Consider the following 21,708-nt stretch of genomic DNA (forward strand, 5'->3'; position numbering starts at 1 on the left):
TGGCTTCTCGTGTGGATCAGTCGCTCAGCAGGCGACCCTGACGAATGGATTGGGCACCGGCCACCTTGGCCAGCCAGAGTCCGGGTTGGGCGAAGCGCAGGCGCTCGCGCACGTACAGCACCCCGGAAGTGGAGGCCCGCACGATACTGTGACGGTCCTCCAGCGGATCTATGACTTCGAACAGCGGGTCACCGACGGCCACCTGGGCACCGACCGGCTGCAGGAAGCTGACGACGCCGGCATGCGGCGCGTAGGCATATTCGGCGCCGGCGAACGGCGTGGCGACGCAGCTTGGCGCCGGCGCTGCCGGCCAGTCACCGTCGATCAGCCCCTGCTCGGCCAGACTGGCGAGAATGGCTTCGGCACTGGCCTCGGCCCGCTCGCGCTCGGTATCGGCCATGCCGCCCAGCTCGACGGTGGCGGCCTGACAGGCCAGTGGCACATCCGCATCGGGAAAGCGCCGCGCCAGGCGCAGCCAGGCCATGGAGCAGGCTTCGTCGAACGAACTGCCGCCGGTGTCTTCAGCCACCAGGAACGCTTTCGCCCCCAAACGCGCGCCCAGCGCCGCGAAGGTCTGAGCCTGCTGCGGCACGCTGTACAGGTGCACCACCGCATCGAAGTCGCAATGCAAGTCGAGCACCAGATCGGCGTCGCAGGCATGGCGCAGCAGCAGGCGCTGCAGGCCAGCCAGTTCGGAGCCGGCCGGCGGCAGGCCGTCCAGCGCCGCCAGCATGGCCTGGCGAATGAGCCGGACATTGGCCGCGCCATCGGCGCCCAGCTGCCCATTCAGGGCGGGAGCAACCAGCTCGGCCAGGTCGGCGAAGTCACGATTGAAATTCTTGCCGCTGCCCAGCTCGAAACGGCCCTGGCTGGCGGCCTGGATCATCTGCCCGAGGCCGATGGGATTGGCCACCGGCACCAGTTCGATCATGCCGGTCAGCCGGCCCTGCCCTTCCAGCTCCGCTAGGCGGCGCTTGAGCTCGACCGCCACGCGCATGCCCGGCAATTCGTCGCCGTGCAGGCTGGCCTGGATATAGGCCTTGCGCTCCCCCGCACCGAAGTGGAACACGCTCAGCGTGCGCTCGGTACCGGGGCAGCCCCAGGGCAGGCAATGATCGATTCGTTGCATGTCGACAGCCTCAGTGCTTGCGCGGGGCCAGGTAGGCCAGCCAGCGGCGCTCGCCCAGCTTGAACAGGCGCACCAGTACGAAGGTCAGCACCAGGTAGAACAGACCGGCAGTGATATAGGCCTCGAACGGCATGTAGTACTGCGAGTTGACGGTCTTGGCCGCACCGGTGATGTCGATCAGGGTCACCACCGAGGCCAGACTGGTGGTGTGCAGCATCATGATCACCTCGTTGCTGTACTGCGGCAGCGCACGGCGCAGCGCGGACGGCAGGAGGATGCGGCGGTACAGCTTGGCGCGGGACATGCCCATGGCCTTGGCCGCCTCGATCTCGCCATGGGGGGTGGCCTTCAGGCTACCGGCAAGGATCTCGGCACTGTAGGCGCTGGTGTTGATGGCGAACGCCAGGCAGGCACAGAAGGTGGCATCGGACAGGTAGGGCCAGAGGAAGCTCTCGCGCACCGCCTGGAACTGCGCCAGGCCGTAGTACAGCAGGTACAGCTGTACCAGCATCGGCGTGCCACGGATGACGTAGGTGTACAGCCAGGCCGGGAAATTGATCACCGGCTGCTTGGACACGCGCATCATCGCCAGCGGCACCGCCAGCACCAACCCGAAGGCCAGCGAGATCACCAGCAGCTTGAGGGTGACCAGCACGCCACCGAAGTACAGCGGCAGGCTGTCGAGCACCACGTTGTAATCGAAAAGCATGGCAACTCCCCTCAGATCTCGGCCGCTTTGACGCCGACCGAATAGCGACGCTCAAGGTGACGCAGCACCAGCAGCGACACACTGGTCAGCGCCAGGTAGATGGCCGCAGCCAGCAGAATGTAGGTAAAGGGTTCGCGGGTCGCATCGCCGGCACTCTTGGCGCGGGCCATCATGTCCTGCAGACCGACCAGAGAAATCAGCGCCGTGGCCTTCACCAGCACCAGCCAGTTGTTGGTCACCCCCGGAATTGCCAGGCGCACCATCTGCGGCACCAGGATGCGGAAGAACACCCGCAGCGGACTCATGCCGTAGGCCATACCAGCCTCGCCCTGCCCCTTGGGGATAGCCATAAAGGCCCCGCGAAAGGTCTCCGACAGGTAGGCGCCGTAGATGAAGCCCAGGGTACCGACACCCGCCACGAACGGGTTGATGTCGATGTAATCGTCATAACCGACCAGCGGCGCAATGCGGTTCACCAGATCCTGGCCGCCGTAGAAGATCAGCAGGATCAGCACCAGATCGGGTATGCCGCGGATCACGGTGGCATAGGTTTCACCCATCAGCGCCAGCCATTTCAGGGGCGACAGACGGAAGGCCGCGCCAAGCAGGCCGAGCGCAATGGCGACCGCCATCGACAGCAGAGCCAGCTGCACGGTGAGCCAGGCGCCGTCGAGAATGGTCGAGCCGTAGCCGTTGAACATGGAATCTATCCTCTGACGTACACAGGAGGAGGCCCTCAGCAAGGGCTGGAGGCGCAGGCCCTAAGGCCTTGCGGCATCCGCCCTTCCCTCTCCGGAAAGGGCGGACGGGACGGCATTACTCGCCGTAGACGTTGAACTGGAAGTACTTGTCCTGCACTTCCTGGTACTTGCCGTTGGCACGGATGGCGGCGATGGCGGCATTGATCTTTTCGGCGGTTGCGGTGTCGCCCTTGCGCACGGCAATACCGGCGCCATTGCCAAAGTACTTCTCGTCAGAGTAGTCCGGGCCTACCAGGGCAAAGCCCTTGCCGGCATCGGTCTTGAGGAAGCCATCATCGATATTGACCACGTCGGCCAGGGTCGCGTCCAGGCGACCGGAGGCCAGGTCGAGGAAGATCTCGTTCTGCGAGCTGTAGCGCACCACTTCCACACCGGCCGGAGCGAAGACTTCGGTGGCGTAGCGGTCATAGATGGACGCGCGCTGCACGCCGACTTTCTTGCCTTTCAGATCGACCAGCGGGTCTTTCAGCTCGGTACCGGCCTTCATCGCCAGCTTGGCGGGGGTGTGGTAGTACTTGTTGGTGAAGTCCACCGATTTCATGCGCTCTTCAGTGATGGACATGGACGACAGCACGGCGTCGAACTTGCGCACCTTCAGCGCCGGGATCAGGCCGTCGAACTCTTGCTCGACCCACACACACTTGACCTTCATCTCTTCGCACAGGGCGTTGCCGATGTCGTAGTCGAAGCCGGTGATGTTGCCTTCCGGGGTCTTGTAGGCGAACGGCGGGTAGGCCGCTTCGATACCGATGCGCAGGGGCTTCTCTTCTGCCTGAACCAGCGCACTGAAAGCGGTCAGCGCCAGCGCGCCGAGAAGTACGATCTTCTTCATCTGGTGACTCCTTGGAATGGGTACAGCGATGGGCAGCGTGCGTTCGCCATGGCCACGATAAATTGTAGAAAGTGTCGCCGTCTTTGCCGCTGCGAAGCATAGGCAAGAGGCTCGGGCCAAGTGGGCGGCATTCTATCGGGCAGGGGTGGGTCGATATTTCCTGAAAGCGACAACAAATTACAGAAGCACAGGAAGGGCGCGCGATGCGCATTGACAGGCCATCCAGAATATGACCATGCAGACAAGAAAGTAAACCTTTAAATAAAGCAATGATCAGGCCATGTATTTGAAAAATACCTGCAGCCCGCCACTTTCAAGGCGGTCGAGCACAGCAGAGGCAGGCCAGTTGCAGCAAAAAAGGGCAAACTGTTTCTGTTCACCCCGAATTGCCGCGACTGTTACCGTTTCGTTACAGCTCCATGCGCTGACCTTGCAGCGGCACACAAACCGCCCAGCCCAATTCGCGCTGGATTCGCTCGCGCAGCGCCTCCGAAGCATCCGCCTCGCCATGCACGACGAACACTCGCCGTGGCGCCCGGGTCAGGCCGGACAGCCAGCGCATCAGCTCATCGCTGTCGGCATGCGCCGACATCATCGGCAATTCGGCGATTTCTGCATTGATCGGCAGCCACTGGCCGAAGATCTTGGTCTCACGCGCCCCCTCCAGCAGTTTGCGGCCGCGGGTACCCGATGCCTGGTAACCGGAGAACAGCAGCGTATTGCGATGATCCGGGCCGAAAGCAGCAATGTGATGCAACACCCGCCCCCCCGTGGCCATGCCGCTGGCCGAAATGATTACCTTCGGATAGCGGTTGGCCGACAGCGCCTTGGACTCCTCGACATCGCGTACATAGGTGACCGAACCGCAGGCAGCCTCGCAGTCCGCATCGCCCAATCGATGCTCGCGCGGGTAACGGTGCAATAACTCGCTGGCGCTGGTGGCCATCGGGCTGTCGAGGTAGACCGGCAGATTATGCAGCCGACCGCTGCGGCGCAGCTGCCAGAGGCTGTGGATCAATGCCTGTGCACGCCCCACCGCGAACGCAGGGATTACCACTGTGCCGCCACGCTGCACGGTGCGTTTGATTACCGCTTCCAGCGCATCGAGCGGATCGGTGGTGTCGTGCCGACGGTTGCCATAGGTCGACTCGATGATCACGTAATCGGCCTCCGCCACGCTCTCCGGATCGTGCATGACTGGATCGTCATAGCGCCCCAGATCCCCCGAGAACAGGAAGCGCCGCCCGCCAATATCGATCTGTGCAGTTGCCGCCCCCAGGATATGCCCCGCGCCGCGCATGAGCAGGCTGCCGTTGCCAGGCAGCGCCACACTCTCGTGCAGCCTTGCCGGCTTGAACAACGCCATGGTGCGGTCGATGTCCGCCACGCGATACAGCGGCAGTGCCGGCTTGTGCTTGGAAAAGCCCTTGCGGTTAGCCAGCTCGGCGTCCTTCTCCTGCAGGAAGGCACTGTCGCGCAGAATCAGTTCGGCGACATCGCGGGAAGCCTGGGTCGAGTGGATGCGCCCGGTAAAGCCATCGAGCACCAACCGCGGCAGGTAGCCGCAATGGTCCAGATGCGCATGGGTCAGCACTACCGCATCGATATCGCCCGGATTGATTGGCAGGCGCTGCCAGTTCAGCTCGCGCAGGTTCTTCAGGCCCTGGAACAGGCCGCAGTCGATCAACAGCCGCGTGTCGCCACACGTCAGCAGGTGCTTGGAGCCGGTGACGGTGCCGGCACCGCCCAGACTGGTCAGGGAAAGCGTGGTCAAGGCCTCATTCCTTGTCTGGAGACATCAATGCTACAGCCTAGCCCGCTGGCTGCAACCTTCCCGACCACTCTGCCAAGCGCCACACGCAACGTACTGAGCCAGATCAACGGATATGGCCATGCGCGGCTGAACCTGCTGGGCCTCAGTGCCCCCGGAGCCACAGCCGAGGCTAGGCACACAAGCCGCTCTACTTTGCAGCCTCCTGCGCCTTGCCGACTCGCACGCTAGCAGTCATCCCGGCGCTCAGCGGCAGGTCGGCCGGCATTTCGTCCAGTTCGATACGCACGGGAATGCGCTGAGCCAGACGTACCCAGTTGAAGGTCGGTTCGACATTGGCCAACAGCTGTGCGTCCGCCACGGCATTGCGGTCGGTAATACCACGGCTGATGCTCTGCACCTTTCCGCGCAGCGGTTGGTCGCTGCTCATGAGCGTGACCTCGGCCGGCATACCAACGCGAATCCCTGGCAGCTTGGTCTCCTCGAAATAGGCCTGCACGTAGAACGAGCCATCAGCCACCAGGGCCATCACGGCCTGCCCGGCCTGCACATAATTGCCCTGAGCCAGGTGCAGGTTGGTGACCTGGCCATCGCGCGGTGCATGCACTTCGCTGCGCTTGAGGTTGAGCTCGGCCAGCGCCACCTCGGCCTCGGCCTGCTGCAGCTCGGCACGGGCAATCGCCGCATTGATCTGCGCATTCTCACGCAACTCGGCACTGATGGCCTGCGGCCCCAGGTGCGCGCGACGGCTGGCCTCGTGCTCACGCAAACCGAGCTGCTGGCGCTGGGTTTCGGCCAGTGCCCGGGCCTTGTCCAGCGCCGCCTGATAGCGCTCGCGATCGATGGTCATCAGCACGTCTCCGGCCTTGACCTGCTGGTTGTCCGCCACCTTCAGCTCGACCACCCAGCCGGACACATCCGGAGCAATGGTCACCACATCGGCCCGCACCCGCGCATCGCGGGTCCAGGGCGAAAGCATGTAGAAATTCCATAACCACCAGCCGGCCAGCACCGCCAGCACGACCACCGCCAGGGTCAGACTTACCCGCACCAGACTACGCATCGCTCATTCCTCACCAACTCGCCAGCGTTGCCATCAGCGCCGCCAGCACACAGACATACAGGGCACAGTCGAACAAGGCCTCGTGCCAGATCCAACGTGCCAGGCCAACCTGCTGCAAGCCCAGGCGCAGTAGCCCGGTCAACAGTAGCGCCAGCAGCGCATACACCAGCATCGGGCTGAGCAACACGCCGCCCAGCACCCATTCACGTAGCGCCATGTGGCACCTCCTGTTGCCGGCACCACTGGCGCCAGCTGTGGGTCAGTTGCGTCAGCGCCGCCGCCGCCAGACGCAATTCAATACTCGGCGCAGCGTGGCGCAGCGCCTCGCCCAACGCCTGCGCAGGCGCATCCAGCTCATGCACACGCTCTGGTGCCGGCGATGCGGCGAACACCAGGCGGAGGCGCTCGAAGAAGGCCAGCTCGGCCTGGCGTGGCGTACTCGGCGCCGCCGCCAGGCAGGCACGCAGATGCAGCAGTTCGTCACCCAGGTCGAGACTGCTCAGCCCATCCTCCCAGCGCTGTCGCGCGTTACCGGCTTGATTGCTGTAGCGCGCCAGCACCAGCAGGCGGTCGGCCATGCGCCCACCGAACCAGTTTTCCGCCCCGCCCAGAGTGCGGCTGCACAGGCGTGCCAGATCATCGAGGCTGGCCTGCAGCAAGCGCCGGCTACGCCACAGCGGATTGCCAATGACCACCACGCGCAGCGCCATTACTGCGCAGCCAACACCAATCAGCATGGCCAGCGCCTCATTGAGGAAGAAGGCAACGTCATAACTCATCTGATTCTTTGGCCCGCAGAGCACGACAAAGTGCAGGCAGAACGACGTCGCGGTGCCCGCCAGTGCCGGCCGACTCATGCCCAGCAGACCGAAAAACAACGGTACGCCCATCGCCAGGCTGAGCATGGCGAAGCTGCTCAACTGTGGCAGCAGCAGCTGGCCGACCACGAACGCCGTCGGCACTGCGTAGAGAATGCCGCGCAGGAACGCGACGCCGATCAGGTCGGCGTTCTCGCGGCTGGCAAACAGGCTGCACACCACCGCCGCCAGCAGCAGCGCGCCACTGGCGGCAGGCCAACCCGTCGCCATCCAGAAGGCCGACAGGATCAGCAGCGTCAGGCTGCTGCGCATGCCGTAGGCCAGCGCCAGCCATACATCGCGATGCCAGGACAGCGCCGGCGGCGCATCTGCCAGCTCGCGCCCCTGCTCCACAGCCAGCAGCGCCGTGCGCGCCGCGCTGAGCTGGCGCACTACCAGCGCCATGCGCCCCAGGCAGTATTGCTGCGCCAGGGAATAGACCTCCGCCTGGGAGGCCTCGCGCAGCTGCTCGGCCAATGCCTCAGCATCGCCCTCCTCCGGCTGCGCCAACTGCTGGCGCAGTCGCTCCAGCCAGGGCGCCAGGGCAGATGCCTCGCCCTCCTCCAGTTGCTGCCACTGCCGCGCCACGCCCCGCGCCAGACGCAGCAGGCTCAGCAAGTCGCGGCTCATGGCCCGCAGGCCACGGGCACGCAGACGCCCCAGCGGCCCCTCGAACCAGGCATGTTCGCGCTGGGCATCGACGGCCACGATACGCCCAAGCGTATCGAGGAGGCTGCGTTGCTCACCGCTGCGCCCGCCCAGCGCCTCAGCCGCCGCTGCGCAACCGCTCAACCAGGTGGCGCGCGCTTGTTTTGCCAACTGACGCTCGACACGCTGCGGCCAGAGCACAGCACTGATCACCATGGAACAGAGAATGCCGAGGCAGATTTCAGTACAGCGGGCGATGGCTTCGTCGAAGGCCAGCAGCGGCGTATCGGTGATCGGCAGGCAAATGATCGCCACCGTGTAGCCGGCCAGCACAAAGGCATAAGCCCAGGCGCTGCGCAGCAGGGTCGACGCCGCCGTGCACAAGCCCAGCCACAACGCCATCACCGTCAAGAACAGCCAGGGCGCCTGGGCAAACAGCGCCACGAACAGTACCGCCACGCTGGTGCCGACGCAGGTGCCGAGCAAGCGCGCCAGGCCCTTCTGCACCACCATGCCGGACAACGGTTGAGCCACGATTAACGCTGTCATCAATGCCCAGGAAGGCTGCGCCAGGTCGAAGCGGAACGCGAGCCACAGCGCCAGGCCGCCGCTCAGCAGCGTCTTGATGGCGAATTGCAGGGCCAGTGAGTTCGGCGCAACGAAGGCCGACAGGGTGTCGCGCATGGCGCAGCCTCAGAAAGCTCATGGAACGTTAGTCCACCAGTGAAACTGGCAGAAGCACACAAACCCAATTATTAGTCTGCTAACGTTATTCGTCCAGTTTGGCGTTCATGCAACGCATGGAGTGCAAGGATGTTTAAGCGGATGTGTCGGCGTAACACCACCGCTATGTGCAGCCACTATGCTCGGGCCAGATCACTCTGCCGAGGCCAGCCATGCGCCTTAAAGCCCACACCCCCCTGCTCGCCCTACTGGCGACGTTGAGCCTACTCGCCGCCTGCAGCCGCTTCGACCTTGCCTATCGCAACCTCGACTGGCTCCTGAGCTGGCGCATCGACAGCTATCTGGACCTGAACGCCGAGCAGCAGGCCTGGCTGGAGCCACGCCTGGATCAGCACCTGGCCTGGCATTGCAGTACCCAGCTGCCGCAACTGGCCAGTTGGCTAGACGAGGACCGCGCCCGTCTCGCTGCGGGCACACTGGATGCCGAGCGACTGCAAACACGCTTCACCGACTTGCTCCTGGCCCTGGGGGAAATTTCCAGCGAGATCGGCCCCACCGCTGCCGGCCTGCTGCAACAGCTCAGCCCGCTGCAAGTGCAGCAACTGCGCGAGCAGATAAATAAAGAGAACGCCAAGTTGCGTGCGGAATTCGTCGAACCACCCCTTGCCGAGCAGATCGCTAAACGCGCCGAGGCCACCCAGGAGCGCCTGGAGCCCTGGTTTGGCCAACTCAATGCTCAACAGCAGGCACTGGTGCGCCGTTGGGCCGAACAGCGTGGCGAGCAGAGCCGCCTGTGGCTGGACAGCCGCGAGCGCTGGCAAACAGCACTCCTCAAAGAGCTGGAGGGGCGGCGCAGCGCCGACTTCCCGCAGCGCCTCGACCACCTGCTGCGTGAGCGGCAGCAATACTGGAGCGAAGAGTATCGCCAGGCCTTCGCCGACAACCAGCGCAGCCTGGCCGAACTGCTCGGCCAGTTGATTGCCAGCGCCGACAACCGGCAACGTCAGCGCCTGCAGGAGCGCCTGGGCGCCCTGCGCGAGGACATCGCCGGGCTTGAGTGCACTAAACCAGCGGCGGCAGTCGCCAGTCGATCGGAGTGAGGCCGCACTGCTCCAGGTACTTGTTGGCGCGACTGAAATGGCCATTGCCGAGGAAACCGCGATACGCCGACAGCGGCGACGGGTGCGCCGACTTCAATACCAGGTGGCGAGTGGTATCGATCTGTTTCTGCTTGCTTTGCGCATGCGCCCCCCAGAGCAGGAACACCAGGTTGCCCGGCCGCGCGTTGACGGCCTCGATCACCTTGTCGGTGAACGGCTGCCAGCCCTTGTCGGCATGCGACCCGGCGCTGGCCTGCTCGACGGTCAGCGAGGTGTTGAGCAGCAACACACCCTGCTCGGCCCAGCTCTGCAGGTAACCGTGCGCGGGGATGTCGATGTTCAGGTCGCGCTTGAGCTCCTTGAAGATGTTCACCAGCGACGGCGGCGCCGGCACCCCAGGCTGCACCGAGAAGCACAGGCCGTGGGCCTGGCCCGGCCCGTGGTAAGGGTCCTGGCCGATGATCACCACCTTGACCTGCTCCAACGGCGTGGAGTTGAGCGCATTGAAGATCAGCGGTGCCGGCGGAAAGATCACCTTGCCGGCAGCCTTCTCGGCCCGCAGGAAATCGCCCAGCGCGCGCATGTAAGGCTTGTCGAACTCCTCGCGCAGCGCCTCCTTCCAGCCTGGCTCGAGTTTGATGCGGTCGTCGGTGGTCATGGCAGATCCTGCGGCAAAAACGAAAGCGGCACGCTAGGCAAGGCACGGAGGCAAGTCAAGGTTGCACGGCCTCCTTCGCGTAGGTTGCGGTTGAGCCGCAACCTAGGGATGAGGCGCTACAAACACTCAAACGAATAGCTTCCTATAGGCCAAATACACAGCTATCAGCCCGCTGGATGCGCCTTGCCGGGTCAGGGATCGCGGCCAAGACTGCTGACTCATCCCGAGCAGGAGCACGACCATGGACACCTCCACCGGCATCAGCCGCGCCCGCCTAGAGCAGGCGCTGCAGCACTCCACCTTCGCCCAGCTGCTGGGTGCCGAACTGCTCGACTTCGCACCCGGCAGGGTCAGCCTGCAGGTGGCCAGCCGCCCCGACCTGTGCCAGCACCACGGCTACATCCACGGTGCCGTAGTGGGTTTCATGGTCGACAGCGGCTGCGCCTGGGCCGCCGCATCGCTGGTCGGCGACGTGGTGACCAGCGAATACAAGCTCAACCTGCTCGCTCCGGCCCTGGGCGAGCGCCTGATCTGCCGCAGTGAAGTGCTCAAGGCCGGCCAGCGCCAGGCCGTGTGCCGCGCCGATGTGTTCGCGGTGAAGGACGGCGCTGAGAAGCTGGTTGCCACGGGCCTGGCGACCATTGCGCGGGTCTGAACCCGCGCAACGTCTTCACCTCAGCGGTTGCGCCCCAGCGTTTCGTGGCTGCTGACCCAGTCCCCGGCCAGGATTGCCGAGGTCAGTGACACATCGCCAGCCAGCACCACCGCCGCGATGATCTCGGCCAGCTTGTCGGCCTTGCCCGCACCGACGCAGCCGAGCATGTTCAGGCATTCGCGCTGGGTAGGCAGGCCGGTGCCGCCGCCGTGGGTGGCGCAGATCACCGCCGGCAGGGTCACCGACCAGTAATAGTCGCCGTTGTCCAGCAACTGGCCGTAGGTGATGCCGCCGTGGGACTCGGCAACGTTGGCCGCGTCCTGCCCGGTGGCGATGAACATCGCCGCCAGCCCGTTGGCCGCATGCGCACCGCTGTAGGCCGTGCCGGCCTGGAAGGCGCCCACGGCAGCAATCTGCCGATAGCGGTAGAGGTTGGCGGGGTCGACCCGCAGCAGTTCGTGGGCCACCTCACGCTTGAGGGTGAACTCGGCGATCACACGTTTGCCGCGGGTCTGGATCATATTCATCGCCGAGTGTTTCTTGTCGGTATCGATGGCGCCGGAGAGGATGTAGCGCGGCTGCAGTGGGTGGTTGGCCTTGATCCACTCGCAGGCGGCGAAGGTGGCCTTGCTGGTCATGTTCTGCCCGGCCGCATCGCCGGTGGTGTAGCAGAAACGGGTGTAGAGCATGTTGGCCACCGGGTACTGCTCGATCTCGAACAGCTTGCCGCTGCGCGTGGTGGTCTCGGTAACCGCCTTGATCGTCTCGAACTCGCGCACCAGCCAGGCGCCGAATTCGCGGGCCTGCAAGGCATCCTCGAACATGAACACCGGCGCGCGCTGCATGGAGTGCTTGACCACCGTGGTCTTCACCCCGCCGGACGCGCTGATGGCACGCATGCCACGGCTGTAGCTGGCCAGCAGCGTGCCTTCGGTGGTCGCCATGGGAATGTAGAAATCACCCCGCGCATGTTCGCCCTCGATGCGCAGCGGCCCGGCCACGCCCAGCGGCATCTGCACCACGCCGATGAAGTTCTCGATATTGCCCTGGGTCACCGCCGGATCGATGGCGTACTGGCCGACCACATCCAGCGCAGCACCGGTCTGCTCCTTGATGAAGTCACGGCGCGTGCGGGCCTGCTCCTGGGTGTAATCGTTGGCGGGGTTACGCGGAATCGGGGCGCCTCGGGACATGCTGCTCTCCTGCTGAGTCGAATGGGTCGCGCAACGGATCAGACTAGTGGGAAATCCGTCATACCGAGTGTGCCCATAACCAGCAGAACCGGCTTGCCCGAGAGCGCCAACGAGGTGGCCAAACGTGTCAGCTAGAGGCAAGCTGCAGACGGCATGGCCTAAATCAAAGCAGTGCGCTCAGGCCTAGACCTCCCGTATCAACTCATAGGCACAGATGTTCACCGTCGACGCCAGGTTGAGCGACTCGATGGCGCCGCAACCGGCGATGGTGAAGGGCTGCGCACCCAAGGTCGCCAGTTGCTCACGTGGTACGCCGCGGGCCTCGTTGCCGAACAGGTAGCAGTCGAAGCTTTTGAAACTGGCGGATTGCAGGCTGTCGCCCCGCATGTCCAGGCAGGCGATGCGCGGGAAGCGGGCGGGAAGCGAGTCCAGCTCGACGTCCAGTTCCAGCGGTGTATGGAAGATGGCGCCCATGCTGGCGCGCACCACCTTGGGGTTGTACGGGTCGACGCTGCCGGGACTGAGCAGGCAGCGCAAACCGCCGAACCAGGCCAGGGTGCGCAGGATGGTGCCGAGATTGCCCGGGTCCTGGATCTCGTGCAGGTAGATGGCGCGCTCGCCGGCAACCACCGGTGCGGCGCCCTCTGGCATCGGCACCACGGCGACGATGCCCTGCGGCGTCTTGGTGTCGGAGATCTGCGCCATCTGCCGCTCACTGACCACATGGGTCCTGAACGAGCTCTGCCAGTGCTCGTGGGCGGCGGTCACGTACAGCTGGCTGCGCTGCAGCAGCGGGTTGTGCATGGCGGCCTTCTGCAGCTCCAGCACCAGGTGTTCGCCCTCCACCAGGAAGTGGCCGAACTCGGCGCGGTACTTCTTCTGCTGCAGTTTCTTGACGTCGTCGAGCTTCATCAGGCGCCCTGCCCGGCCAGCATTGATTTGGCCACCGCCTCGGCGACCTTGATGCCGTCAACGCCCGCCGAGAGAATGCCGCCGGCGTATCCGGCGCCTTCGCCGGCCGGGTACAGACCCTTGATATTGAGGCTCTGCAGGCTCTCGTTGTCGCGGGTGATGCGTACCGGCGAGCTGGTGCGGGTCTCGATGCCGGTGAGCACGGCGTCGTCACGGTCGAAGCCGCGAATCTGCTTGCCGAAGGCCGGCAGCGCCTCGCGGATGGCCTCGATGGCGTACTCCGGCAACGACGGCGCCAGGTCACCCAGGCGCACGCCAGGCTTGTAGGACGGCTCGACCTCGCCGAACTCGCTGGACGGCACGCCACGGATGAAATCGCCGACCAGCTGCGCCGGCGCGCAGTAGTCTCGTCCGCCCAGCTCGTAGGCCCGCGACTCCAGACGCTCCTGAAACTCCACGCCGGCCAGCGGGCCGCCGGGGAAGTCCTGTTCCGGGTTGATGCCGACCACGATGCCGGCATTGGCGTTGCGCTCGTTGCGCGAATACTGGCTCATGCCGTTGGTGACCACGCGCTCCGGCTCGGAGGTGGCGGCCACCACAGTGCCCCCCGGACACATGCAGAAGCTGTACACGGCGCGGCCATTCTTGGCGTGGTGCACCAGCTTGTAGTCGGCGGCGCCCAGCTCCGGGTGGCCGGCGTACTTGCCCAGGCGCGCCTGGTCGATCAGCGACTGCGGGTGCTCGATACGGAAGCCGATGGCGAAGGGTTTGGCCTCGATGTACACGCCCTGGCGATGCAGCATGCGGAAGGTGTCGCGCGAGCTGTGCCCCAGCGCCAGCACCACATGGCGGCTGCGCAGGGTCTCGCCACTGGCCAGCACCACGCCTTCGAGCTGGCCGTCGTTGATCACCAGGTCGCTGACCTTGCTCTCGAAACGCACCTCGCCATCCAGGGCGATGATTTCCTCGCGCATGGCGGCGACCACGCCGGTGAGGCGGAAGGTGCCGATGTGCGGCTTGCTGACGTACATGATCTCTTCCGGCGCGCCAGCGCGGACGAACTCGTGCATCACCTTGCGCCCGTAGAACTTCGGGTCCTTGATCTGGCTGTACAGCTTGCCGTCGGAGAACAGCCCCGCCCCGCCCTCACCGAACTGCACGTTGGACTCGGGCGTCAGGGTCTTCTTGCGCCACAGGGCCCAGGTGTCCTTGGTGCGGCGACGCACATCCTTGCCACGCTCCAGCACGATCGGCTTGAAGCCCATCTGCGCCAGCAGCAGCGCAGCGAACAGGCCGCAGGGGCCGAAGCCGATCACGATGGGGCGCTCGGTCAGGCCGTCAGGCGCCTGGCCGACCGGGTAGTAGTTCGTATCCGGCGCCGGGCGAATGTGCTGGTCGCCGGCGAAGCGCGCCAGCACCGCCGCTTCGTCACGCACCTCGAGATCGATGATGTAGATGAACAGGATGACGCTGTTCTTCTTGCGCGCATCGTAGCTGCGCTTGAACACGCTGAAGTTCAGCAGGTCGGCGTCGGCGATACCCAGACGCTTGACGATGGCGGCGCGCAGCTCGTCGGCGGCGTGATCGAGAGGCAGGGACAGTTCGGTGATGCGAATCATGGCGGTAATCCTGGCCGGTATCTCCGGCAAAGGAAGCAACAGAAGGGAGGGAGTAAGGCGCGAATTGTAGCCGCCGCCGCCCTGCCCTGTCAGGCCGAGTAGATGGGCGCCCTGCCCGCCAGATTTAACCTGTACGGCACTCTCGGCTTATACTTGCCGCCACTTTGCGGCCTCCAGGGCCGTATTTTTCTGATCCCCGTGCTTGGCTCCCTCCATGAAACGCTCCAAAAGCAGCAGCCGCTGGCTGAACGAACACGTCAACGATCCCTACGTCAAACGCGCGCAGAAGGATGGCTATCGCTCGCGCGCCAGCTACAAGCTGCTGGAGCTGAACGAGAAGGACAAGCTGATCCGCCCCGGCATGCTGGTCATGGACCTGGGCTCGGCGCCCGGCGGCTGGTCGCAGGTAGCCGGCAAGATCGTCGGTGACCATGGTCGGGTGATCGCCAGCGACATTCTGCCGATGGACCCGCTGGACAACGTCGACTTCATCCAGGGCGACTTCACCGAAGACAGCGTGTTCCAGCAGATCCTCGGCGCACTCGACGGCCGCCAGCCCGACCTGATCATCTCCGACATCGCCCCGAACATCAGCGGCGTGGCGGTGGCCGACCAGGCCTCGTCGATGTACCTGGTCGAACTGACCCTGGACATGGTGCGCCAGGTGCTCAAGCCCGGCGGCAACTATGCGGTCAAGGTGTTCCAGGGCGAAGGCTCCGAGGCCTTCCTCAAGGACGTGCGCAGCTCGTTCGAGAAAGTCATGATCCGCAAGCCGGAAGCCTCGCGCCCACGCTCGCGCGAGGTGTATCTGGTCGGCAAGGGTTTCAAAGGCTAAGCGCCCGGCGCCGCATCAGCGGGCGCTTGGCGCCCCACGGGCGTTCTTCTTCTCCAGGATCAGCGAGGCTTCGTTGTAGGCCTTCTGGAACGCCTCGCCACCCACCCAGTTCACTGCCGCATCTTCGTCTTCATCGTGGAACAGCCCGCGATAGACGATCAGCAGCCCCATCATGAAGTCGATCGCCGACTCCTGTGACTCCTCGGCCACCACCAGCTCCAGCACCGGGTACTGCAGGAAGATCAGGCACATCGCCAGCAGGCTGATGTCCTCCCCCGCCTTCATCGCCTGGAACAGATCGTCGAAGTCGGCCGGGTCGAAACCGTTCTCCTCGATGTCCTTGAAATCGAAGGTGCTCAGGTCGATCTCGACATCATCGAACGGCTCATTGACCAGCGGATTGGCCAGCAGCGGATGCACGACGTTGCTCTTGGCCTTGCCCATACGGTTCTGCTTGGCCTTGGCTTTGGCCCGCTGGGCGCGCTTGTGCTGTTTGTCTGGGGAGGCCATGGGCGAATTCCTTGTTCGGAGCAGCCATGTTCATGGCCTGGGTAATAAGGCGCAGATTGTATGCCGTCTTGGTCGGGAACGCTTGGACGACTCGCGTAACAATGATGGCTACAGAACCAAAACGGCCATCCGTCTGAAACTGTCCTCGCTCTCCGAAGTACATTGCTCGAGGATTCCCAGGCACATGTCGCTCTTTGGGAGCACACAATGCAGCTCGCCAAAATCCTGCTAAGCCTGCAGCGGGCTGATGTTTAGCCTCTAGCCAATATCCATACGTTGCGGCAATCGATCGACAAGGAAATCAAACAGCTGGCGTAAGCCGATGCGCTGGCGCTGATCTTCATGCATGGCCAACCATATCTCCAGTTCGAAGCTGAAGAGGTTGGGATCGAGAGCAACCAGATCGACCTCATGTACTGCCATGCGGGCGTGACACAGGCCGATACCCATTCCAGCGCGCAGCGCAGCCAGTCGAGCCATCGCGCAGTCGGAGCGAAATGCCAACGCGTCGATGGGCAGCGGGAAACCCTGAGCCTGCCAATGGGCATGTAGTCGCTCATGGCGGTCGTAGCCAATAACGCTGTGAGCGGCGAGTTCTTCGCGCGACTCCGGCATACCGCGCCGCTCAAAATAGCTGCGGTGCCCATGAAGACTCACCAGGCTCCGCCCCAGCCTGCGAACGAGCAAGGCATCCTGCTCGGGCCGCTGCATACGAACAGCCAAATCGGCTTCGCGGCGCAGCAGGTCTTCATTGTGCTCGGCAATGGACAATTCGAGACGCTGAGCTGGATAGGCAGCCTGAAACTCAGCCAGCAGAGGTGTGAGCACTTCAACGCCGATTACCTCGGGCACCGTTATACGCAGGGTGCCACCTTCGCCGTCGTCCTGGGCACTACGCTGAATGGCCGCCGCGGCATTGGCCATGGCCAAGGCCGGCTCGTAGAGACGCCGGGCGGCGTCGGTCGGAATCAGTCCATCTGGCGAGCGGGTAAACAGCTTGGCATCAAGTGCTATTTCCAAGCGAGCAATTTGCCTGCTGACCGTGGGTTGAGTGGTCACCAAGCGGCGTGCCGCAGCGCTCAGGCTGCCGCATTCGATCACTGCCAGAAAATACCGATAGAGATCCCAATCAGCCGCGCTACTTGTCGATTTATGCATAGCGACTCCACGTTACTGAGCGTTCCCGCATGGGAAGGGTGCGAGCTAGTGTGGGTGCAGATACCCATCCAAGGAGCCGGCACCATGCCCGCATTGCGTCCCTTTGTCTTCAATCAGTCGCGCCTGACCGCTCTGCGCGCTCGTGAAGAAGCCACGTTCAGGCAGCGCACGACCCGATCACAGGCGCTAAGGGAAGAGTCCCGGCGGTACATGCCACAGGGTGTACCGATGGCCTGGATGGTTTCACTCAATCGATTCAGCCCACCCTTTATCCGTTCGGCCAGTGGTGCTGTGTTTACCGATGTAGATGACAACCAATACCTCGACTTTAACGTCGCAGATCTCAGTATGACCATGGGCTATGGCCCCATGCCCGTGGTGGACGCCGTCAGCCGCCAGGTTCGCCTGGGGGCTCAGTTTCTCCTGCCCACAGAAGACGCGCTTGTGGTTGGTAGGCTGCTGGCCGAACAGATCGGTATTCCTTATTGGCAATTCACACTGTCTGCCTCGGGTGCGAATGTCGAAGTCATGCGTATCGCTCGCCACATTACCGGGCGCGAGAAGATCGTCATTTTTGATGGCCATTACCACGGGCACATCGACGACACCATGGTCCGACAAGGCGAGCAAGGCGTTGTGCATGAGCAGCTTGGACTGGCCAGGGGCAGTGCTGCGAATACGTTGATCGTGCCCTTCAATGATCTCGAGGCGCTGGAGCGGGTGCTAGCCAGCGAAGCGGTGGCTCTGGTGCTGACGGAGCCGGCGCTGACCAACTGCACGCTGGTGCAACCAGCGCCTGGTTATCTGGAAGGCGTGCGCCGCCTAACGCAGCAATACGGCAGTCTTTTGTGCCTGGACGAGGCGCATACCTTCCAGTTCGCGCATGGCGGCCTGACAGGCGCCTGGGGTCTGCAGACGGACTTTGTCGTGCTGGGAAAAGGGCTCGGCTCAGGTATCGCATTCGCCCTGTACGGCATGAGCGAAACGATTGCACGGCATCTGGAGCAATTCACCGACAGCGACATTGGTCCGGCCGGCTTGGCCACAGGTGGCACCCTCTATGCTTCCGCATTGGCGGTGAGCACGGCCAGGGCCAGTTTGGAGCAGGTGCTAACGATAACGAACTATCAGCGCATAGAACGCCTCGGGGCGCGACTGGCCTCTGGGCTGCGACAGACCTTTGCCCGCCATGACTTACCTTGGTGCGCCTTCGAGCTTGGTCCGCGTTCGGGTTATTGCTTGACGCCTCGGCTGCCGCGCAACGGCGCTGAAGCCAACCTGTCTATGGATCCGGCATTCATCGATTGCCGACGCCTGTTCATGGCCAATCGAGGGGTATGGGACGGCATTCTTTCTGCTGGGCCGCAAGTATCATTCGCCCATTCCGAGGCGGACATTGATCGCTACCTCGAAATCGCCAGCGCCTTTATTGCCGAACTTTTTGAGTAATTAACAGATGATGCACCTGAAAGACCTTCAGCTGGCCAAATCCGCCGACCGCCTCCTCAATCACGGCCCCACCACGCTGGTAACTTTCGAGCATGGTGGCGTGCGCAACGTGATGGCAGCCTCCTGGGCCATGCCGCTGGACTTCGATCCGCCGAAGGTATTGCTGGTTTTAGATGGCAGCACGTTCAGCCGCCCGCTACTGGAGGGCTCGGGCAGCTTCGTGCTCAATCTGCCCTCTCGCATGCAGGCGGAACTGACTTTAGCGGTGGGCTCGTGCAGCGGCAGGGAGGTCGACAAATTCGCCCGCTTCGGCATTGGCGAGGCGCGTGCCAAAGTGGTCCAGGCGCCTATCGTCCCTGATTGTCTGGCGTATCTGGAGTGCCGTGTCATTCAGGAGCCGCACATACAGCAGCGCTATGACCTGTTCATTGCCGAAGTCGTGGCTGCGTACGCAGACGAACGAGCGTTCAGTGGTGGACGCTGGCATTTCCCGAATGAGGAGCTGCGCACGATTCACTACTCCGGGGGAGGCACGTTCTACCCAACAGGTGCTCCGTTTTGCCTCAGCTGAAGTGATTGTCGAGGCTTGCGGTTGTCAGCCTTTGAAGAATGACCACTTCTATAAGATGGCCGCCCCACCTCACCCCCGGTGCAGCGCCCGATAGTGACTAGGCGCCATGCCCACCACCTTTCTGAACAGTCGCGAGAAGTAGTAAGGGTCGTCATAGCCCAGCTGCTCGGCGATCTGCCGTACTTCCAGGCTGCCCTGGTCAAGCAGGCGGCAGGCCTGGGCCATCTTCAGCTGGATGAAATCCTGGATCGGCGCGTGGCCGGTCAGGGCGCGGTAGGTCTTGGCAAAGTGGAACCGCGACAGCTTGAACTGCGCCGCCAACTCGTCAAGGTTGAGGCTGCCATGCAGGTGACTGCGCATCACCGCCTGCACCGCGTCCACGTCTAGCACCCGCCCGGACTTCAGGGTAGCGCGCGCTGGTAGCACGGCCAGGGAGCTGAGCAGCGCCTGCAATTGGTGGGCGGCGTGGATGAAGTGCGCCGGGTTGAGGCCCTGGCGGTGCAGGCCGAGCAGCGCCTCGAAATCCGCCAGCAGGCGCGGCTGCACGCCAATGCGGCGCGCGCCGGGTTTGCCCAAGAGGCGGATGAAGTCGTCCCCCAGCGCGCCGTCGAAGTGTACCCAGTACAAGGTCCAGGGCCGCTCGGCACTGGTGCCGTAGGTATGGGCGTAGCCCTTGGGCAGCAGCAGCAAGTCACCACCGCCCACCTCGATTCGTCCATCCCGACTGTCCAGCCAGCCACGCCCGGCGCGGCAATAGATCAGCAGGTGATCGTCCGGGGCGACCCGTTGCATGCGGTGCCCTACGGCCTCCGGGTAGAAGCCCAGGGCCAGGGGATAGCAGCCCGCAGAGAGCGGATGGCGGGCCAGCACACGCCGCAGCCGGGGTGGCACGATAAAGCGCAGGCCGTTGGCAGGCAGCGGCCAGTTGGAGGTTTCCACCGCGGCGTTCATGGCGCCCTCGTTCTTGTTCGAATGCCAAGATCGTCCATCCACAGGGCAAGATCGTCAATCCACAGCGCGCTTTTCGCCGGCTATAACAGGGGCAGACAAGAACAACAGGAGGCCGACGATGCCCCAGGTGATCCCGCAGCTGATCGACGGACAGTGGCAAGCCAGCCACGCCCGCGAACTGATCGAAGTGACCGACCCCGCCACCCAGGAAGTCCTGGCCCTGGCACCCAAGGCCACCCATGAGGAAATCGAGGCGGCCATCGCCAGCGCCAAGGCAGCCTTCCTCAGCTGGCGCGAAGTGCCGGTACCGGAACGCGCGCGTCTGATGCTGCGCTACCAGCACCTGCTCAAGGAGCATCACGACGAGCTGGCCGAGATTCTCGCCGCGGAAACCGGCAAGACCTTCGCCGATGCCAAGGGCGATGTCTGGCGCGGCATCGAGGTGGCGGAGCACGCCGCCAACATCTGCAGCCTGATGATGGGTGAGACGGTGGAGAACGTCGCCCGCGAGATCGACACCGCCAGCTATATCCAGCCACTCGGCGTGTGCGTCGGCATCACCCCGTTCAACTTCCCGGCGATGATTCCGCTGTGGATGTTTCCGCTGGCCATCGCCTGCGGTAACACCTTCATTCTCAAACCCTCCGAGCAGGACCCGCTGACGCCGAACAGGCTCGCAGAACTGTTCCTCGAAGCCGGCGCACCCAAGGGCGTGCTGCAGGTGCTGCACGGCGGGCGCGAAGTGGTCGATGCCCTGCTGGTACACGAGGACATCCGCGCCATTTCCTTCGTCGGCTCGGTGCCGGTGGGCCAGCATATCTACCGGACGGGAACGCAACATCTGAAGCGCGTGCAGGCCTTCGCCGGCGCCAAGAACCATATGGTGATCATGCCTGACGCACCGAAGGATCAGGTCATCAGCAACCTGCTCGGCGCCAGTTGTGGCGCCGCCGGCCAGCGCTGCATGGCAATCAGCGTGGCGGTATTCGTGGGTGAGTCGAAAGCCTGGATCGACGAACTGGCCGCGCAAATGGCCGAGCTCAGGCCCGGTCATTGGAAAGACGCCGGTTCGGCCTACGGCCCGCTGATCAGCCAGCAGGCCAAGCAGCGCGTGCAGAAGCTGATCGCCGAGGGCAAGGCCGAAGGTGCCGAGTGCCTGCTCGACGGCTCGCAGTGCGAGGTGGCCGGCTACCCCAACGGCAACTGGCTGGGCCCAACCCTGTTCCGTGGCGTGACCACCAAGATGAGCCTGTACCGCGAGGAAATCTTCGGCCCGGTGCTGGTGTGCATGGAGGTCGACACGCTGGAACAGGCCATCGAGCTGGTCAACGCCAGCCCCTATGGCAACGGCACCAGCATCTTCACCCGCTCCGGCGGCGCCGCGCGCCACTACCAGCACGCGGTGGAAGTCGGCCAGGTGGGCATCAACGTGCCGATTCCGGTGCCGCTGCCGTTCTTCTCCTTCACCGGCTGGAAGGGCTCGTTCTATGGCGACCTGCACGCCTACGGCAAGCAGGCAGTTCGTTTCTATACCGAGACCAAGACGGTCACCAGCCGCTGGTTCGATGACACGCCCGTGACGGGGCCCAATATGACCATTCAGCTGAAGTGAGACCTGACGCACCTCAATAAGAGACGACTAA

21 protein-coding genes are annotated in these 21,708 nt (G+C 63.9%); 6 read left to right on the plus strand and 15 right to left on the minus strand.

The genetic code is table 11. The features are described 5' to 3' along the window. Positions 1 to 16: 16 nt before the first annotated feature. The 8 genes from ACF8C6_RS11850 to ACF8C6_RS11885 all read right to left on the minus strand — a co-directional run bounded on the left by ACF8C6_RS11850 (position 17) and on the right by ACF8C6_RS11885 (position 8,454). On the minus strand, positions 17 to 1,129 hold the full coding sequence (locus tag ACF8C6_RS11850) for a succinylglutamate desuccinylase/aspartoacylase family protein (protein WP_392499470.1): 1,113 nt from the start codon (positions 1,127 to 1,129) through the stop codon (positions 17 to 19). Positions 1,130 to 1,139: 10 nt separating this feature from the next. After that, entirely contained in the window at positions 1,140 to 1,838 is a 699-nt protein-coding gene (locus ACF8C6_RS11855; protein WP_392499471.1) for an ABC transporter permease, read from the minus strand. Between the two features lie 11 nt (positions 1,839 to 1,849). Further along, positions 1,850 to 2,539 carry an ABC transporter permease gene (locus tag ACF8C6_RS11860; RefSeq protein ID WP_277691386.1) on the minus strand — a complete coding sequence of 230 codons (690 nt, stop codon included), beginning with the start codon at positions 2,537 to 2,539 and terminating at the stop codon, positions 1,850 to 1,852. Positions 2,540 to 2,654: 115 nt separating this feature from the next. After that, positions 2,655 to 3,431 (minus strand): ABC transporter substrate-binding protein, encoded by a 777-nt coding sequence (locus tag ACF8C6_RS11865; RefSeq protein WP_392499472.1) that lies wholly within the window; start codon positions 3,429 to 3,431, stop codon positions 2,655 to 2,657. 409 nt (positions 3,432 to 3,840) lie between these two features. Further along, a complete protein-coding gene (locus tag ACF8C6_RS11870; protein WP_392499473.1) occupies positions 3,841 to 5,205 on the minus strand; it encodes an MBL fold metallo-hydrolase RNA specificity domain-containing protein in 1,365 nt (454 codons plus the stop codon). Between the two features lie 187 nt (positions 5,206 to 5,392). Continuing rightward, a complete protein-coding gene (locus ACF8C6_RS11875) occupies positions 5,393 to 6,265 on the minus strand; it encodes an efflux RND transporter periplasmic adaptor subunit (RefSeq protein ID WP_392499475.1) in 873 nt (290 codons plus the stop codon). 10 nt (positions 6,266 to 6,275) lie between these two features. Next, on the minus strand, positions 6,276 to 6,482 hold the full coding sequence (locus ACF8C6_RS11880) for a DUF1656 domain-containing protein (RefSeq protein ID WP_392499476.1): 207 nt from the start codon (positions 6,480 to 6,482) through the stop codon (positions 6,276 to 6,278). Then, a complete protein-coding gene (locus tag ACF8C6_RS11885) occupies positions 6,469 to 8,454 on the minus strand; it encodes an FUSC family protein (RefSeq protein WP_392499477.1) in 1,986 nt (661 codons plus the stop codon). The genes ACF8C6_RS11880 and ACF8C6_RS11885 overlap by 14 nt, the downstream gene beginning before the upstream one ends. A gap of 212 nt (positions 8,455 to 8,666) precedes the next feature. Between ACF8C6_RS11885 and ACF8C6_RS11890 the strand changes: the two genes are divergently transcribed. After that, the gene (locus ACF8C6_RS11890; protein WP_392499478.1) at positions 8,667 to 9,554 is read left to right on the plus strand and encodes a DUF6279 family lipoprotein; all 888 of its coding nucleotides are present in this window, start codon (positions 8,667 to 8,669) and stop codon (positions 9,552 to 9,554) included. On the opposite strand, the gene ung is transcribed toward ACF8C6_RS11890, so the two are convergent. Further along, the gene (gene ung / locus ACF8C6_RS11895; protein WP_392499479.1) at positions 9,517 to 10,212 is read right to left on the minus strand and encodes a uracil-DNA glycosylase; all 696 of its coding nucleotides are present in this window, start codon (positions 10,210 to 10,212) and stop codon (positions 9,517 to 9,519) included. The genes ACF8C6_RS11890 and ung overlap by 38 nt on opposite strands. Before the next feature lie 241 nt (positions 10,213 to 10,453). On the opposite strand from ung, the gene ACF8C6_RS11900 reads away from it, so the two are divergent. Then, positions 10,454 to 10,867 carry a PaaI family thioesterase gene (locus ACF8C6_RS11900; protein WP_392499480.1) on the plus strand — a complete coding sequence of 138 codons (414 nt, stop codon included), beginning with the start codon at positions 10,454 to 10,456 and terminating at the stop codon, positions 10,865 to 10,867. A 20-nt stretch (positions 10,868 to 10,887) separates the two neighbouring features. Here the strand turns inward: ACF8C6_RS11900 and ACF8C6_RS11905 are convergent, their stop codons facing one another. The 3 genes from ACF8C6_RS11905 to ACF8C6_RS11915 all read right to left on the minus strand — a co-directional run bounded on the left by ACF8C6_RS11905 (position 10,888) and on the right by ACF8C6_RS11915 (position 14,591). Beyond that, positions 10,888 to 12,060 (minus strand): hydroxymethylglutaryl-CoA reductase, encoded by a 1,173-nt coding sequence (locus ACF8C6_RS11905; protein WP_392499481.1) that lies wholly within the window; start codon positions 12,058 to 12,060, stop codon positions 10,888 to 10,890. A gap of 183 nt (positions 12,061 to 12,243) precedes the next feature. Then, positions 12,244 to 12,972: a TrmH family RNA methyltransferase gene (locus ACF8C6_RS11910; RefSeq protein WP_392499482.1), complete on the minus strand. Its 729-nt coding sequence runs from the start codon at positions 12,970 to 12,972 to the stop codon at positions 12,244 to 12,246. Beyond that, a complete protein-coding gene (locus ACF8C6_RS11915) occupies positions 12,972 to 14,591 on the minus strand; it encodes an FAD-dependent protein (RefSeq protein WP_392499483.1) in 1,620 nt (539 codons plus the stop codon). The genes ACF8C6_RS11910 and ACF8C6_RS11915 overlap by 1 nt, the downstream gene beginning before the upstream one ends. Positions 14,592 to 14,805: 214 nt before the next feature. On the opposite strand from ACF8C6_RS11915, the gene rlmE reads away from it, so the two are divergent. Beyond that, complete coding sequence (rlmE, locus tag ACF8C6_RS11920; protein WP_392499484.1) at positions 14,806 to 15,426, plus strand: 23S rRNA (uridine(2552)-2'-O)-methyltransferase RlmE; 621 nt, start codon at positions 14,806 to 14,808, stop codon at positions 15,424 to 15,426. 15 nt (positions 15,427 to 15,441) lie between these two features. Here the strand turns inward: rlmE and ACF8C6_RS11925 are convergent, their stop codons facing one another. Then, on the minus strand, positions 15,442 to 15,936 hold the full coding sequence (locus ACF8C6_RS11925) for a hypothetical protein (protein ID WP_392499485.1): 495 nt from the start codon (positions 15,934 to 15,936) through the stop codon (positions 15,442 to 15,444). Between the two features lie 258 nt (positions 15,937 to 16,194). Further along, the gene (locus ACF8C6_RS11930; protein ID WP_392499486.1) at positions 16,195 to 17,094 is read right to left on the minus strand and encodes a LysR family transcriptional regulator; all 900 of its coding nucleotides are present in this window, start codon (positions 17,092 to 17,094) and stop codon (positions 16,195 to 16,197) included. 84 nt (positions 17,095 to 17,178) lie between these two features. On the opposite strand from ACF8C6_RS11930, the gene ACF8C6_RS11935 reads away from it, so the two are divergent. Then, positions 17,179 to 18,543 (plus strand): aminotransferase class III-fold pyridoxal phosphate-dependent enzyme, encoded by a 1,365-nt coding sequence (locus ACF8C6_RS11935; RefSeq protein WP_392499487.1) that lies wholly within the window; start codon positions 17,179 to 17,181, stop codon positions 18,541 to 18,543. Positions 18,544 to 18,550: 7 nt separating this feature from the next. Continuing rightward, positions 18,551 to 19,114 carry a flavin reductase family protein gene (locus ACF8C6_RS11940; protein WP_392499488.1) on the plus strand — a complete coding sequence of 188 codons (564 nt, stop codon included), beginning with the start codon at positions 18,551 to 18,553 and terminating at the stop codon, positions 19,112 to 19,114. 69 nt (positions 19,115 to 19,183) lie between these two features. Here the strand turns inward: ACF8C6_RS11940 and ACF8C6_RS11945 are convergent, their stop codons facing one another. Then, positions 19,184 to 20,065 (minus strand): AraC family transcriptional regulator, encoded by an 882-nt coding sequence (locus tag ACF8C6_RS11945; RefSeq protein WP_392499489.1) that lies wholly within the window; start codon positions 20,063 to 20,065, stop codon positions 19,184 to 19,186. A 118-nt stretch (positions 20,066 to 20,183) separates the two neighbouring features. Between ACF8C6_RS11945 and ACF8C6_RS11950 the strand changes: the two genes are divergently transcribed. Further along, the gene (locus tag ACF8C6_RS11950) at positions 20,184 to 21,677 is read left to right on the plus strand and encodes a CoA-acylating methylmalonate-semialdehyde dehydrogenase (protein ID WP_392499490.1); all 1,494 of its coding nucleotides are present in this window, start codon (positions 20,184 to 20,186) and stop codon (positions 21,675 to 21,677) included. Positions 21,678 to 21,708 lie beyond the last annotated feature (31 nt).

The organism is Pseudomonas sp. zbq_18 (assembly GCF_043102245.1).
GTDB lineage: Bacteria > Pseudomonadota > Gammaproteobacteria > Pseudomonadales > Pseudomonadaceae > Aquipseudomonas.